This is a genomic window from Paenibacillus sp. CMM36 (genome assembly GCF_053570945.1).
The window spans coordinates 16,803-32,238 of sequence record NZ_JBSEDY010000012.1; the positions used below are offsets into that span (position 1 = coordinate 16,803).

The following is a 15,436-nucleotide window of genomic DNA, read 5'->3' on the forward strand; positions in this document are numbered from 1 at the left end:
TTAAACATTATGAAGGAGGACATCTTACACATGCCTGAAGGTCTGATCGTCAAGGCGCTTAGCGGATATTATTATGTCTCCAGCCTGGATCAGGATGGGCGTCCGGTATCTGGCGAAGCTACGGTACAATGCAGAGCACGCGGCATTTTTAAGAAAAAAGAGATCACGCCTCTTGTCGGTGATCGGGTCGTTTACGAACTGACTGAGAACGGGGAAGGTATGGTCAAGGAGATTAGAAAGCGTACAACGGAGCTGATTCGTCCTCCGGTAGCTAATACCACGCTTGCTGTGCTGCTGTTTTCCTTGCGTGAGCCGGATTTAAACCTGCCTTTACTGGATAAATTTTTAGTCCATATTGAGCACGCCGGGCTGGATACGATTATCTGTCTGACTAAGCGCGATTTGTATGAAGGCAGCCCTTCAGAGGATGACACCGTGCTGACCGTTCAGGAAATGTACCGGAAGATCGGTTATGAAGTGCTGGTAACCAGTGCCCGTACCGGAGAAGGAACGGTTGAGCTTAAGAAGCTGTTGGCTGGTCAAATCAGCGTGTTTTCCGGGCAGTCAGGTGTAGGGAAGTCTTCCATGCTTAATGCTTTGGAGCCTGGGTTAACGCTCGAGACGAGCGCCATAAGCAATAAGCTGGGCCGAGGAAGACATACGACTCGTCATGTAGAGCTTATTCCTTTAGACAACGGAGGGTTTGTAGCAGATACGCCGGGGTTTAGCCAGTTGGATTTTCTGGAGCTGGGTGTGGATGAACTATCTCCCTGTTTTCGTGAATTCCAGCAGTATGCGGAAGGATGTAAATTTCGGGGGTGTACCCATATTCACGAGCCTGGCTGTAAAGTAAGAGAGGCCCTGGAAGAAGGACATATTTCACAGGGACGGTATGATAGCTATTTGCAGTTCTATCAGGAATTAAAAGAAAAAAAACGGAGGTACTAAGTTTATGTTAAAAATAGCACCGTCGATTTTATCCGCTGATTTTGCTCGCTTGGGCAGTGAAGTTGCGGAAGCTGCGGCAGGAGGGGCAGACTGGATTCATGTGGATGTAATGGATGGGCATTTTGTATCCAATATTACATTGGGGCCACCTATCGTTCAGGCTATTCGTCCGCATACGACTCTTCCCTTGGATGTTCATCTGATGATTGAGCATCCTGAACGTTATATTGGCGATTTCGTAAAAGCAGGAGCCGATATCATCACTGTTCATGCTGAGGCGTGTGTTCATTTGCATGGTGTCCTTCACTTGATCAAGCAGCAAGGCGCTCTGGCTGGAGTGGCTCTCAATCCGGGTACTTCACCATACGCGATCAAGGAAGTGCTGCCAAATGTAGATATGATTCTAGTGATGACGGTCAATCCTGGCTTTGGAGGACAGTCCTTCATTCCAGAGACGTTGAATAAAATCAGACAAATCCGTGCTTGGTTGAACGAATTGGGTCGTCCAGACGTACATATCGAGGTAGACGGAGGTATTGCGGAGGAGACGGCACCAGCCGTATTTGAAGCGGGGGCTAACGTGCTGGTGGCTGGTAGTGCGGTATTCGGCAGAGCAGACCGCGCAGCGGCTATTGCTACGATTCGGGACAGTGCAGCTCGTTTGTCCAAGTGAAGCTGACCGAAGCATTGTGGATGACTGTCGCGAGCATGGCGACGGGGTTGACCCTTAGCTGTTTCTCGCTTGTGAAGGCTCCTTGGAATGCCGTTCTTTCACTTTTGGCTGTTCTAGTTGTGCTGTTTTATTTTCGTAAAAATGAACGGCGTGGTTTACGAATAGGTTTTGTGGTGTGCAGCGTACTTTATTATATCCTGTTTATTTTCATACTCTCAGCATATCTCTATGTTCGCGGACTTGTCTGATGGTATAGCCTGGGATGGTTGTGCATAAATATGGTTACATGAGCGGGATTCTCATGTAGCCTTTTTTTGTGGGGTAACAACCCTTGACAGGTTGCATAAACTACAGAGAACGGATGCAGGAGGATGATGGGGAGGGTGAGGCATGAAGTTTTACACAATCAAGCTGCCAAAATTTCTGGGTGGATTCGTTAAAGCCATTTTGAATACATTCCAGAAAAACTGAATTCAACGTAATGTAAACACAGGATGTAGGGTGAAAGCTAGAGGTACACAGGGCACGCTTCCCGGGCATAACAGATAGGTAGCTCGGTAGTAAAAGATAAGAACGCACGGGAAGGTGCCTGACATTTTGTTCTCCTGAACTAGGCGGATATTACTTTTCGAATAACCAAAAAAGCACCCGTTTAAAACGAGGTGCCTTTTGTTTATAACGATATTTTTTTACGACTACACGCGAGTCACTTTACCGGCTTTCAATGCACGAGTGCTGACATAAACGCGTTTCGGTTTACCGTTAACGAGAATGCGAACTTTTTGTACGTTGACGCCCCAAGTACGGCGATTACGGTTGTTAGCGTGAGATACGTGGTTACCGCTGCCAGGCTTTTTGCCTGTTACAGAACATTTACGAGACATGATTCCACCTCCTATTCTGAAAATAACCAAATTCCATATGGAACGGGTCTCTCTTCAGGCCGACTGGGTCAGCCGGACTTTGTAAGTCACTAACCTGAACAAAACAATACTTAAATATAATATCATAGTCAAAAAAGCTCCGTCAACTGATTCAAAAACTTTATTTATTTCTCTTTCGCATTATAGTACAATATGGGATAGTTATTGTTGCGATTATTTTGTATTTAAATGGAATGTGAATTCTTATTCCAGTCATGCCGGCGGTTCAGAGGCGGGACTATAGTTATCATTCCAGCCGATGATTTATTGTGGGGCAGTTGACTGGTTTTTCATTGTATATGACCTGTAGAAGAACGACCAGACGTGAGTACAAGAGCTTATGAAAGTGTGACATTCGTATTCGTCGTCTGGCTTTAGTATAATTTAATTGAACCTGTAGGCACAGTTGAATAAGGTGTGGTGAAGGTTGATAGTAAAACAAGTGTATTAAGCTAGGAAGGGGAATTCTCTTGAGTAATCGTTCTTTGAATGGAACAGATTTTACCGCAATGGTTTTAGCCGGGGCGGAACAATTACAGCAGCATGCGGAACATGTCAATTCACTAAATGTATTCCCGGTGCCAGACGGTGATACGGGAACCAACATGAATTTGACGATGAGCGCGGGCGTAACGGAATTAAAGAGGGGGGATTCTTCCTCCATCGGTGTCATGTCCGGCATATTATCCAAAGGTTTGCTGATGGGAGCCCGCGGCAATTCAGGGGTTATCCTGTCTCAGTTGTTTCGTGGCTTCAGCCGTTACGCTGCCCCATACGAGGAATTGAATACCCTTCAGTTCGCATCGGCATTGCAGAGCGGGGTGGATGCGGCCTACAAGGCGGTGGTTAAGCCGGTGGAGGGTACAATTCTTACCGTGGCGAAGGAAGCGGCCAGGCATGCTGTGTTTTTCTCACGCCGGACGAACGATATCACGGAACTGATGGAAGAAGTGCTTGCCAAAGCGAAGGAAACGCTTGCCATGACGCAGGACATGCTCCCTGTACTGAAGCAAGTAGGAGTTGTAGATTCGGGTGGGCAAGGTCTTGTGTATATTTATGAAGGCTTTATGCAGCATCTTGGAAGCGGCTTGGTGACGTCTCCAATTGCAAAAAGTGATAATGCGCGCCAGGTTTTTGCTCCTCACGTATCGGAGAGACCTACTGCTCCTGCAGTTGTTCCTTCCCCAGATGCGCCGATTTCTGCGCAAGCGAAGCTCGAAACGGATAATATTGAATTTTTGTATGATATGGAGTTTTTTATTAATCGACAACTGGGCGATGCGCAAGGTACCTATTTTGATGAGGAAGCCTTCCGGAAAGCGTTATCTGTAGATGGTGATTCTATTATCGTGATTTCAGACGATGACGTCATCAAGGTTCACGTGCATTCTAAGGCTCCTGGTGAAGTACTGAATTTGGCACTGCGTTACGGAGAAATTACACAGATTCGTATTTTAAATATGCGCGAGCAGCATCGTGATTTGTTGTCTGCGGGTATGGATGTTGCTCCTGAGCCTGAGTGGTTTGCTGAAATACCAACAGAGCCTGTACGTGAGGAAGAGCCGTCTGAGCCTCCCGCTCATGAACTGGCATCCTTTGGTTTTATAGCTGTGGCTTCCGGTGAAGGAATTGCTGATATTTTCAGAAGTTTAGGCGTCGATGTTGTCCTTGCTGGCGGCCAAACAATGAATCCGAGCACAGAGGACTTCGTTAATGCGGCCCGCTCGATTGCGGCTCAACATATTTTTATTCTTCCGAATAATTCCAATATTATTTTGGCGGCAGAACAAGCACGTGAACTGCTAGAGATGGAACGTTTGGTGTCGGTTATTCCGAGCAAAACAATTCCTCAGGGCATTGCGGCAGCATTTGCCTTCCAGGAGGAAGAGGCTTTTGAGGTAAATCAGGACAATATGCGTGACGCAGTCACCCGGGTGAAGTCTGGGCAAGTGACCTACGCGGTACGGGATACGACGCTTGATGATCTGCATATTACAGCAGGGCACTACATCGGTATTCAGGATTCCAAGATTGTTGCGACCGAGGAACACTTAATGGCAACGTCCCGTCTTTTGCTAGCGAAAATGCTGGTGAATGGCGATGAAATTGTTACTATTCTTACAGGTTCGGACGCGAATCAACAAGACACAGATCAGCTTGTTGCATGGATTGAAGAAAATTATGCGGATGCTGAAGTGGAAGTTCATGAAGGTGGTCAGCCGATTTATCCTTATTTGTTCTCAGTGGAAACCTGATGTGCTTTTGCGCGTCCATGGAAGTCCACTACAAAAGGAGGTCTGACTGATGAGTAGTACCATCATTTTGACGGATAGCACGGCTGATATTCCACCGGAATTAGCAGACCGTCTCGGTATAGTCGTTGTACCACTGACAGTGATGTTCGGCAGCACAACTTACCTGGACGGCATTGAGATGTCAGCGGCGCAGTTTTACAGCGAACTGGTACGGGCTGATGAGCTGCCTACGACTTCACAGCCTTCACCAGCCCGTTTTTTGGAGACGTACACGACACTGTTGGAGCAATACCCTGAGAGCCAGGTTATCTCTATCCATTTATCCTCGGGTGTGAGCGGAACGTATCAGTCTGCTCTGCTGGGCAAATCCATGCTGGAGAAGCATGAACATAGAGTGACTGTGGTGGATTCCAAATCAGCTTCATACGGATACGGTATGCTAGTGGTTTATGCGGCAGAGCTGGCGGCAGCTGGGCACTCCCCGGCTGATATTGTTCGGGCTGTGGAACGTCGTGGAGAGCGCCGTTGTTTGTATTTCTTGGTGGATACCCTGCAATACTTACAAAAAGGCGGACGTATTGGTAAGGCAGCGGCAATGGTGGGCACGTTGCTTAACATTAAGCCGATACTTTCGATTGACAAAGAAGGCATTATTTATTCGGTTGATAAGGCGAGAGGGCATAAAAAAGCGACAGCGAGAATTATTGAACTACTGGAGCGGGACTTAAAAGGCCAAAAAATTAATATTGCTGTGGGTCATACGGCAGATCGCTCAGCGGCAGAAGCGTTCGTGGCTCAGCTGGCAGAGCATTTTGAGCTAGGAGATCGAATATATACTGAACTTGGCGCTGTGATTGGGACCCATGTAGGGCCAGGAACGATTGGCATTTTTGTGTGGCCGGCCGGAGATGAGAGGTAATATGCTGCAATTGGATCAAATACCTTTAAAACAAATACATGGCGTGAGTGCTCTCAAAGAGGGAGAGCTTCACGCTTTTGGCATTTTTAACATACAGGATATGCTGGAATATTATCCGTTTCGGTATGAAGATTACCGACTGCGCTCGCTAAGCGAAGTGAAGGACGGAGATAAGATTACGGTACAAGCCAAAATTATGGGCATTCCAGTGCTTCAGCGTTACGGGCGCAAATCAAGGTTGACTTGTAAATTGATGGCCGAGGATTGGATGTTTACCGCAACGTGGTTTAATCGGCATTTCATGAAGGAGCAGCTAACCTCAGGTCGTGAAATTGTGGTGACTGGTAAATGGGACCTCAAACGTATGCAGATGACTGTTGCAGATTCTGAGTTTCCTGATAAAGGGGTAGCCCGCTCGGGGACACTTCAACCGGTGTACTCTATAGGCGGCAAGATCACCCAAAGCTGGATGCGAAAAATAATGAACCAGACGCTCCAGCAGTTTGGTGAAATGATCCCCGAAATATTGCCTGAGTTGCTTGTACGCAAATATAGTATGATGCCGCGCAAGCAGGCTATTGCGGGTATACACCAGCCTCAGGACAACCGCGAGGGGCAAGAGGCTCGTCGGCGGATGGTGTATGAGGAACTGTTTTTATTTCAGCTGAAAATGCTGGCATTCCGGGCGTTAAATCGCGGTCGTGCGGACGGGGTGGTACATACGGTGGATAACGCCACGATTCGTGAATTTGTAAGGGCTTTGCCTTTTGAATTAACGGATGCACAGAAGAAGGTAGAGCTTGAAATACTGCACGATCTACGCTCACCTTATTGTATGAACCGTCTGCTTCAGGGGGATGTTGGGTCAGGTAAAACAGTTGTTGCTGCCATCGGTTTATTTGCCACAGTACGTTCCGGTTTTCAGGGAGCGCTGATGGTGCCAACCGAAATATTGGCCGAGCAGCACATGCGATCGCTTCACAAGCTGTTTGAGCCCTTTGGAATCAGCGTTGGTCTACTGACTGGGAGTACAACCGGGAAGAAGCGTAAGGAACTGCTAGCTGCTCTCCAAATGGGTCTGCTGGACATTGTAGTAGGCACCCATGCTCTCATTCAGGAGGATGTATATTTTCGTCAGCTTGGGCTTGTTGTAACGGATGAGCAGCATAGATTCGGAGTGAACCAGCGAAGTGTACTGCGTCGCAAAGGCTATAATCCCGATGTGCTGACGATGACGGCCACACCGATCCCTCGTACGCTGGCCATCACTGCGTTTGGCGATATGGATGTTTCTACGTTGTCAGAGCGGCCGAAGGGGCGTATTCCAATTTCCACCTATTGGGTGAAGCACGAACTGATGGATCGGGTACTTGGTTTTATTTCCCGCGAGGTAGACCAGGGACGGCAGGCTTATCTGATTTGTCCGTTGATTGAAGAGTCGGAGAAGCTAGACGTACAGAATGCCATCGATTTGCATATTCAAATGCAGCAGGCTTTTCCACATTACCGCGTTGGGCTATTACATGGACGAATGACTCCCGCAGAAAAGGAAGAAGTTATGCGTTCTTTCTATGCGAATGAAATTCAGTTGCTCGTTTCAACGACGGTTGTGGAGGTAGGGGTAGACGTTCCCAATGCGACACTAATGATCATTATGGATGCGGATCGTTTTGGACTATCCCAGTTACATCAATTACGTGGACGAGTCGGACGGGGTGCACATGCCTCGTATTGCGTATTGATCGCTGACCCTAAGTCGGAGGTTGGTCAGGAGCGGATGAAGGTTATGACCGATACGGACGATGGTTTTGAGGTGGCTAGACGCGATCTGGATTTGAGGGGGCCGGGTGACTTTTTTGGTACCAAGCAGAGTGGGCTACCCGAGTTTCGTTTAGCAGATATGGTAGCGGATTTTGAGGTGCTGGAAAAGGCGCGTGAGGATGCAACTGATCTAATCAAGGATGCGTCCTTTTGGACATCTCCGCAGTATGAAGCATTGCGCGGTTATTTGCAAAAAGAGCAGATTTTTCAGGGGGATCTCATCGACTAATCCACCATGAATTATGAGATTGTTTTAAACGTTTTAAACAGATAGGCACAATGGACAGGCTGGCCGTCATATATTTGGGAATGACCGAATGATATGGGAGGTGTGGCAACATTGAGCTATCAGCAATATGGAATCAGTCCGCAACTGGTGGAGCGGATTAAGTTGAAAATGAAGAATCGTGCGCTCAAGGAGCGGGTTAAGCAGCAGATTGAAGGTGTGACTAAAGCGGACCTGCAAAATAAAGCTAAGGTGCGTCATCTTGTGAAGTCCACTTCTGCTATTTTAAACGAGCGTTTGACGGCTGCGCAGGAGGAGCAATTGACCGCCTTCGTATTGGCACAAAAAATTGATCCGTCCAATACATTTCATCTAATCAAGCTGTGGGGAATGTTCCGTTGATTGCTATTTGAAGAGGTGCTTCAAAGCGTTCTCCATGTTTTTTTGTGAAGCACAGATAAAAAAAGGATTGCCTGATATCAGGCGATCCTTTTTGGTTTGTTTTAGTTCATTCCCCGGGCAATAGCTAGTGTGTACTTATCATGAGACTTTTTATTTGTAATGACCGCCAATTTTGATAGAGCGTTCCATGGCCTGCCCGGCATCTGTTAACGATGATGTTCGCATGATGATGGACTGACCATACCGATCCTTTAAAGTGTCCGTCACCTTTTCCAAAGCACGGGATCGCTCCTGATCCTCAAATAAATCCAACTGATATAGTTGATCATCCACCAATCCGCTTAAAGTAACCCCTGCGCGCTTCACGGGCATATGATTCCAAAAAGTATAAAAGATTTTTTTAACGGTTTCATATACTTTTTGGGTATGGTTTGTAGGATCGGGTATCTTCATTTGTCGGGAGAACCCAGTTGGTGCCTCGTAGGGACTGCATATACAATGAACAGTCACAACTGAGCCCATATATCCTTTGCGGCGGGCGTCCCGACACACCTCTTCTGTTAGTTCAAGCAGGATGGTTTCCACTTCCGCAGGCTGGAGATAGTCGCGGGGAAGAGTCATCATATGACCGATGGATTTGGGAGGTGTATTAAATGTTTCCGGCTTGACCGGGCTGTGATCGATCCCGTTAGCAGTCCGCCATATCACCTCTGCCTGAATATCGGACTGCTTGCCGAAATGAGACCGGAATCTGTCCTGTAGCCGGGGTAAGGGGGTACGTGCGATATCTCCAATGGTGTGTAGTCCAAGCTTCTCCAAATGCCGTTCCATACGCGAACCAATGCCGAACATAAGACGTACTGGCTGAGGCCACAGCAACGCTGCAATATCGGATGTAGGCAACAAGAAAATGCCACTGTCATTTTTTTTAGCCCATATATCTGTCGCGGTTTTAGCCAGCATTTTGTTGGAGCTGATGCCAATTCGAATCCATACTCCTGTTTGTGCCAGTACCTTTTGCTGAATTTCACTTGCAATACTCACCGGATCTCCGAACAGAGAGAGACTTCCGCTCATATCCAGAAACTGTTCATCAATGCTGAAAACTTCAACCAAATCCGTATATTCATTATAGATTTCTGTTATTTTTAATGAGACATCGATATAATGCTGCATACGCGGGCGTACAATGATAAGGTCAGGACATTTTTTCACCGCTTCTCCCAGACGTTCTGCTGTAGATATACCGTATTTTTTGGCCAGCGGACATGCAGCTAAAATAATGCCTGAACGAAGTGCAGGGTCACCGGCCACAACGAGTGGCTTATGTTGGTATTTGGGATCATCTGCTTTTTCGATGCTGGTATAAAAACTTTGGCAGTCCGATAAGAATATGGTTCTATTTCTGCGTTCCTTCAAAAATTCGACCTCCTCTCCTGATAGGTGTTGATCATCCTACCAAAATATTCTTGAATGTATACTCTTATAGTAGTATTATATACAGAACAAGTGTTCCTAATACAAATGTATTTTTTGGAACGTTAGAGTTTACGTAAAACCTAACATGGCGTATCATAATATCTTGAGCAAAAACAAGTGGAAATGAATGAATATTGAGGGGAGAAAACCATTTTTATGAACCCAAAACGTCGACCATCATCTCAAAAACGCAGTAGGTGGCGTATTTTTGGCAGAGTTTTGCTAATTAATATCAAGTGGTTCTCGTTTGCGGGTGTACTTGGATTGCTATTTGCTGGAGGTCTTATATCCGGCTATGTAGCGGCACTGGTTCATGATGAACCTGTACGATCACGTCAGTTGATATATGAAAAGGTAAATGAGAACGCTCTGACCAGCTTTGTATTTTTTAATGATCAGGTAACTCCGGTTGGAAGAATGCGCATGGAGGAGGATCGACAGCTCGTTGATCTGAAGGATGTCCCTCAGTCGATTGTGGACGCCCTCATTTCAACGGAAGACAGCCAATTTTATGAGCACCGTGGTGTGGATTTAAAGGGAACAGCTCGTGCCGTTAAGCAGAAGCTTTTGAATGAAAACCGCCAAACAGGCGGCAGCACACTGACGCAGCAGGTAGCCCGAAGGGTTTTTCTCAGTCTGGATAAGACGGACAGCCGCAAGGTGAAGGAAATGCTGCTAGCATTGCGTATGGAACGGTTTATGGGCAAGGATAAAATATTAACGGCTTACTTAAACAAAATGCCTTTTGGTAATGGTTCCGCTGGTTACAATTTATATGGAATCAAGTCTGCTTCGTTAGGAATTTTCAATGTAAGTGATCTACATAAGCTTCATATTGCTCAGGCGGCTTATTTGGCAGGTCTCCCGCAACTGCCATCTGTTTATTCCGCTTTTGATGGTAAAGGGAACTTTGATGAAGAAGGCTTCAATAAAGCGATGGAGCGTCAACGTGTCGTGTTGGGAAGAATGCTGGCAACAGGTAAACTTACGCTATCCGAATATAATGAGGCGCTTCAATTTGATGTGAAAGCCACTCTTGCGCCACATCGCGAAAAAAGTTATAACACATTCCCTTATTTGATGCTGGAGACAGAGCGGGAAGCGGCCCAATTGTTAGCGCTCCAGCAAAATCCGGATATCACGCCAGCCGAAATTTCCAAGCCTGAGCATGCCGAGCTTCTTCAAAATACGCGAGAAGAGTTGCAAAGGTCCGGATATCGAATTTATACAACGATAAATAAGAAAATTTATAATAATATGCGGCAGATTGCAGCCAATCCACAAAACTTTTCTCCATACAGTAAGAAGAAGGGATTAGAGCAGATTGCAGCAATCATGATTGATCATAAAACAGGGGCTGTACTTGGTATGATCGAGGGCAGAGATTTTAATACCGAGCAAATGAACTATGCAACTCAAATGACACGTCAGCCCGGTTCTGCCATGAAGCCTATTGCTGCTTATTTACCTGCTTTGGAAAAAGGCTACACTCAGCCAGCCGGTCTTATTGATGATTCACAAATCATATTGAAAGACGGACGTAAAGGTTATCATATTCCTAAAAATTATAACAGACGGTACGAGGGGCTTATGACAGCCCGTGAAGCACTCAATCGGTCAATCAACATCCCTGCGCTGAGGCTGTTCTTATATGAAGTTAAAATTCCTAACGCTTGGAATTTTGTGCGTTCTCTTGGAATTACGACCATTCAGTCGCAGGATGAACATGCACAGACAGGGGTTTTGGGTGGACTAAGTAAAGGGGTATCCGTCGAGGAACTGACCGCAGCATATGGAACGATTCCCAATATGGGTGTATATAATGCACCTCATCTGATCAGCAAAATTACGGATGCCAACGGGAAGATCGTATATGAATTTAAACCGCAGACGAGACGTGTATATTCGCAGCAAACCGCATTTTTGATGACGGATATGCTCAAAACGGTTATATCAGATCCGAGGGGAACTGGCAAACGTCTGCAAAATGCTTTTAAAAGCTATGGTGACATTGATATCGCCGGTAAAACCGGTACGACACAAAACTTTGGTGATGTGTGGTTTATGGGGTATACACCTGACGTTACACTAGGCGTCTGGGCTGGTTACCGCCAACAGGTTAATACACTATCTCAAGAAGGCCATTCCAGAGCACAGTCAGTGTGGGCACTGATCATGAATGAGGCGGTCAAGGACCAGCCTGAGCTTTTTAAGAATAAGCACTTTATACAGCCGGAAGGTGTTGTAAGAGTTACGGTTTCTAGCCTTACAGGTAAGCTACCAGGGCGTTATTCCCGTCAATCGGGTCAACTCGTGACTGACTGGTTTAATCAAAAATATGTGCCTACCGAGGTTGGAAGAGAACAGATTCCGCGTTCTGCTAGACCAGTGGTCCCATCCAAACCAGATATCAAGGAAAAAGCAGTCCCAGAGGTTGAGGTCCCTGCAATAGATCAAGAGAAAATTCCACCAGAGGAAACGGATCCTGCTATTCCTGACGCAGACACAGAGGTAGATATGCCTGATGAGAACAACGATGTGCCATCAACAGATACTTCGCAACCTTCTGTTGAAAATGAACAGGAGACTCCTTCTGAATCGGAAAGCCAGAGTGAGACTCCAAAAAACCAATCTGATGAAGTTACTTATCCAGAAATAATATCTGATCAACCCAAAAACTAAGCGACAGGAACGGTTTAATTTAAAATGCCGTTCCCAACAATGTCTACAGTGACCTGCGGATGAAAACGAACATTGGGGTATTCTTCATTCCAATCTACACTTTTCCATACTACTGGATGATGAGCGATCAACTGTCTGTCTACGCCAAAGGCATCACATCCATTTTCCTGATTGCTTTGAGGATCATCTACAGTCTCTAGCGTTTGCGACAACACGCCTTCAGGAGTGAGATCATAAGCCGATGCATTTGCCAATCGGGCATCCTTCAAATTGTTCTGATCCCAGCAGCCTGTTATAAACATGAGTAGAGCCAGCATTCCAAGCGCTCTGCTCTTTTTTATGTTTCAGGTCCCTCCTTTTTTTTTTGAAGAGATAGGATAGAATTAGCAGCAGAAAAAGGGAACACAATTAGGGGGGAATAAGTAAAATTATTGGGCGTAGAACCAATTCCTAGTTATTATTTGATGATATGCGCCAGCTCTAATGGCAAAATAGCTGGATGAAAAGTAATCGTCGCAATGTAAATGGCAAGCAGCGTAAAAGCGATTAAAAAGCTCGTCATTCGAATCGTTCTTAGAAATGAACTAATAATCCAACGAGCGTGATAATCGTCTGGGCTTTGGTAAAATGCAGAAAAAGAGATGGGAGCTATTAGAGTAGTTGGGCTACCATCAGCCAAAATCGCAATCCGTCCCTCCATTAGATTGGCGGTCACACCATCCGGTCGTTCCGTCTGAGCTATTGAGGGAAGAGAATAAGAATTGTCCTCCTTAAATTCTTGAATAAAACCGGCAGGGAGCGCCATATCGGAGGAGATTGCTTTAATTCTCGTTTTCACTGCTTTCACCAGCTCAGGATTAGCCAAGTCTTGAACATAGACAATAACGATTTTAGTTCGGGTTTTAGATCCCACATAAAGTAGCGTACAACCAGTGACGGGGTGACAATTTGTTTGCGAATCAGATTCAGATTGATGGATAACTGCTCAAACATTTCTGCTTAATTCAACGGAAGCTGCGTCACGTCCAGCCAAGAGAGCACCTCCTTTTGGATGAGATAGGCATAATGTGTGCCAAATGGACTGAGTTTATCCATGATCTGGTGACTTATCCATTCTTGAATCACCAGATTACAAGGAGGCTTAATCTTGCGTCGGATCAATTCCTAGATAGTGTCCCAGTTTCCGCCGGACCTCGCTGCGAGCAAAGGATGAAAGCATGAAAAATCGCCTTTGATAGCCACGGCATACATACAAAACCTCTACGCCTTCATGATTTCGGATTTCGCTGTAAATTTTAATTCCTAGTGTTTTCATTCGCGCTTTTGTCTCTGCTAATTGAACAGCTACGCGCTGTTGTACTCCAGTCAGGCTACGAACATACAAATCGGGCATTTTTAGAGGAGAGGTATTTATAATATGAATGTCTCGTTCCAGCACATCCAGAACAAGAGTTAAAAGTACACACATCTTGACCAGCCCTGTGTCTTCTTCAGAAGGTAAAGGAGCTTTGCTCTTGTGGTTCAGTATCTTTTGGCTTGGCATAAAAATCTCCTTTACTCCGAGTAAGAATACAATATATAATCAGTATATAGAACGTATGTTCTATTCATACCTCATCATAGGAATTTTTCCATGGTTAAAGCAATCATCAATTATTGGAAAAGTGATGGGGAGCGATACCCATGTGCCATTATGTAAAGAATCTTACGTTTATCGCCAATGACAGTCAAACAGAGTTTATGTTAAGCTAATGGATAAAAACTTACATAAAAGGGGAGATCGTTCTGACTGCGGTCAGCCTTTACTATTTAACTAAAGAAAGTGGAGAAAGAAGGTATACATATTGTCACGTTCGTTATATGCAGCTTTATTACTGTTGAGCCTCATTTGGGGCGGTTCGTTTATGTTTATCAAGGTGTTGTTGCTACATCAGGTAGGGCCGTGGACTATTGTATTTCTCAGGTCCAGCTTTGGGCTTATTTTTATTGTCTTGTTAATGATACTTATGCGCAGGCCGTTTAAAATCAAAAGCATTCCGTGGAAATCGGTTACTCTGGTAGCTTCGGTCAACATGGTCTTGCCATGGACATTGATCGGTTTTAGCGAGACCAGAATAGCTAGCAGCATGGCTTCTGTATTGAATGCTACCACGCCCATATGGACCATGTTGGTGGGGCTTGTTTTTTTCGGAGCTATTTTTCATCGAATGCAGTGGTTAGGAATGGGTCTCGCTTTTGTAGGAATTATTATTTTATTGGGTATTAATCCTGCATCTATTATTTCTGTTGATCCTGTGGGTTTTGGGTGTATGCTGCTTGCGACTCTTTGCTACGGATTTGGAACACAGCTCTCCAAACGTTTTCTTTCCAATCTTTCCATGTATCAGGCTACCTTTGCGACACTGCTTGGTGCGGCGGTAGGGGGTGGCATTATGATGGCAATGGTGGAGAGACCTGATTTGTCGATTGTTTCTGATTCAGGTGTATTGGGTTCTCTTATAGGACTGGGAGTTTTGGGATCAGGAGTAGCATATATTTTGTTCAACTACATGATTTTGCGGGGGAGTGCGGAATTTGCTTCTTCGGTGACGTATTTTGTACCAGTAAGTGCCATTGTATGGGGCTTTTTGCTCTTGAATGAACATATCGGCTGGAACGTTCTAACCGGGCTGGTCCTTATACTTGGAGGAGTGTTTATGGCCAATCAGCGTAGAACCGCCAAATTAAGTGGATAATAATCTAAACAAAAATAAAATACGATTTGGGTTATATTAAATGTACATTCGCCAAACCTTCGGTATAATGCGTTAATTCACACATACAATAAAGCATGCTCACACATAAAATAAAATATGGTGCAGCAAAAAAGCAAGCTGTTTAGCAGGTGACAAGGTGTGGTATAATAAATTATAGAATTATATGTACCACAGAAATGTCGGAGTTTTATTCCACAAAAGAAAGGATCAGGATACCATGTGTCCCCGAAGGATACTTCCCCAAAGGACGATTTGGAAACGATTTGATCTGTCTTATACTTAGCTTTTCCGCGGAGTAACGTCAAGTTGCGAAAGCCAACTCTGCGGAAGAGGGGATTGTACATGCGAAGGA

15 protein-coding genes are annotated in these 15,436 nt (G+C 45.4%); 10 read left to right on the plus strand and 5 right to left on the minus strand.

The window, feature by feature from the left end:
- Nucleotides 1-30: 30 nt before the first annotated feature.
- The 4 genes from rsgA (at nt 31) to spoVM (ending at nt 2,092) form a co-directional block, all read left to right on the plus strand.
- Nucleotides 31-948, plus strand: coding sequence for a ribosome small subunit-dependent GTPase A (gene rsgA / locus ACWA2B_RS20580; protein ID WP_029517207.1), 918 nt, complete (start codon nt 31-33; stop codon nt 946-948).
- Between the two features lie 4 nt (nt 949-952).
- Entirely contained in the window at nt 953-1,621 is a 669-nt protein-coding gene (gene rpe / locus ACWA2B_RS20585) for a ribulose-phosphate 3-epimerase (RefSeq protein WP_029517208.1), read from the plus strand.
- On the plus strand, nt 1,618-1,869 hold the full coding sequence (locus tag ACWA2B_RS20590) for a hypothetical protein (RefSeq protein ID WP_080710687.1): 252 nt from the start codon (nt 1,618-1,620) through the stop codon (nt 1,867-1,869). Before rpe ends, ACWA2B_RS20590 begins: the two co-directional genes overlap by 4 nt.
- 142 nt (nt 1,870-2,011) lie before the next feature.
- Nucleotides 2,012-2,092, plus strand: coding sequence for a stage V sporulation protein SpoVM (gene spoVM, locus ACWA2B_RS20595; RefSeq protein ID WP_010345573.1), 81 nt, complete (start codon nt 2,012-2,014; stop codon nt 2,090-2,092).
- A 224-nt stretch (nt 2,093-2,316) separates the two neighbouring features.
- Here spoVM and rpmB read toward each other — a convergent pair whose 3' ends face one another.
- On the minus strand, nt 2,317-2,505 hold the full coding sequence (gene rpmB / locus ACWA2B_RS20600; protein WP_013310881.1) for a 50S ribosomal protein L28: 189 nt from the start codon (nt 2,503-2,505) through the stop codon (nt 2,317-2,319).
- A gap of 509 nt (nt 2,506-3,014) precedes the next feature.
- Between rpmB and ACWA2B_RS20605 the strand changes: the two genes are divergently transcribed.
- The 4 genes from ACWA2B_RS20605 (at nt 3,015) to ACWA2B_RS20620 (ending at nt 8,167) form a co-directional block, all read left to right on the plus strand.
- Nucleotides 3,015-4,799 (plus strand): DAK2 domain-containing protein, encoded by a 1,785-nt coding sequence (locus tag ACWA2B_RS20605; protein WP_029517209.1) that lies wholly within the window; start codon nt 3,015-3,017, stop codon nt 4,797-4,799.
- 49 nt (nt 4,800-4,848) lie between these two features.
- Complete coding sequence (locus tag ACWA2B_RS20610) at nt 4,849-5,718, plus strand: DegV family protein (RefSeq protein WP_322251757.1); 870 nt, start codon at nt 4,849-4,851, stop codon at nt 5,716-5,718.
- 1 nt (nt 5,719) lies between these two features.
- Nucleotides 5,720-7,768: an ATP-dependent DNA helicase RecG gene (gene recG / locus ACWA2B_RS20615; protein WP_029517211.1), complete on the plus strand. Its 2,049-nt coding sequence runs from the start codon at nt 5,720-5,722 to the stop codon at nt 7,766-7,768.
- Between the two features lie 111 nt (nt 7,769-7,879).
- Complete coding sequence (locus ACWA2B_RS20620) at nt 7,880-8,167, plus strand: stage VI sporulation protein F (protein WP_013310877.1); 288 nt, start codon at nt 7,880-7,882, stop codon at nt 8,165-8,167.
- Between the two features lie 150 nt (nt 8,168-8,317).
- Here ACWA2B_RS20620 and ACWA2B_RS20625 read toward each other — a convergent pair whose 3' ends face one another.
- Nucleotides 8,318-9,586 (minus strand): DNA polymerase IV, encoded by a 1,269-nt coding sequence (locus tag ACWA2B_RS20625; RefSeq protein WP_449292585.1) that lies wholly within the window; start codon nt 9,584-9,586, stop codon nt 8,318-8,320.
- 216 nt (nt 9,587-9,802) lie between these two features.
- Here ACWA2B_RS20625 and ACWA2B_RS20630 point away from each other — a divergent pair, with 216 nt between their 5' ends.
- Entirely contained in the window at nt 9,803-12,328 is a 2,526-nt protein-coding gene (locus ACWA2B_RS20630) for a transglycosylase domain-containing protein (protein WP_029517213.1), read from the plus strand.
- 14 nt (nt 12,329-12,342) lie between these two features.
- Here ACWA2B_RS20630 and ACWA2B_RS20635 read toward each other — a convergent pair whose 3' ends face one another.
- The 3 genes from ACWA2B_RS20635 to ACWA2B_RS20645 form a co-directional block, all read right to left on the minus strand.
- Nucleotides 12,343-12,630 carry a Ger(x)C family spore germination C-terminal domain-containing protein gene (locus ACWA2B_RS20635; RefSeq protein WP_340885798.1) on the minus strand — a complete coding sequence of 96 codons (288 nt, stop codon included), beginning with the start codon at nt 12,628-12,630 and terminating at the stop codon, nt 12,343-12,345.
- 155 nt (nt 12,631-12,785) lie between these two features.
- On the minus strand, nt 12,786-13,241 hold the full coding sequence (locus tag ACWA2B_RS20640; RefSeq protein WP_029517215.1) for a spore germination protein: 456 nt from the start codon (nt 13,239-13,241) through the stop codon (nt 12,786-12,788).
- A gap of 228 nt (nt 13,242-13,469) precedes the next feature.
- The gene (locus tag ACWA2B_RS20645; protein ID WP_069012741.1) at nt 13,470-13,871 is read right to left on the minus strand and encodes a hypothetical protein; all 402 of its coding nucleotides are present in this window, start codon (nt 13,869-13,871) and stop codon (nt 13,470-13,472) included.
- 301 nt (nt 13,872-14,172) lie between these two features.
- Between ACWA2B_RS20645 and ACWA2B_RS20650 the strand changes: the two genes are divergently transcribed.
- On the plus strand, nt 14,173-15,063 hold the full coding sequence (locus ACWA2B_RS20650) for a DMT family transporter (protein WP_029517216.1): 891 nt from the start codon (nt 14,173-14,175) through the stop codon (nt 15,061-15,063).
- Nucleotides 15,064-15,436 lie beyond the last annotated feature (373 nt).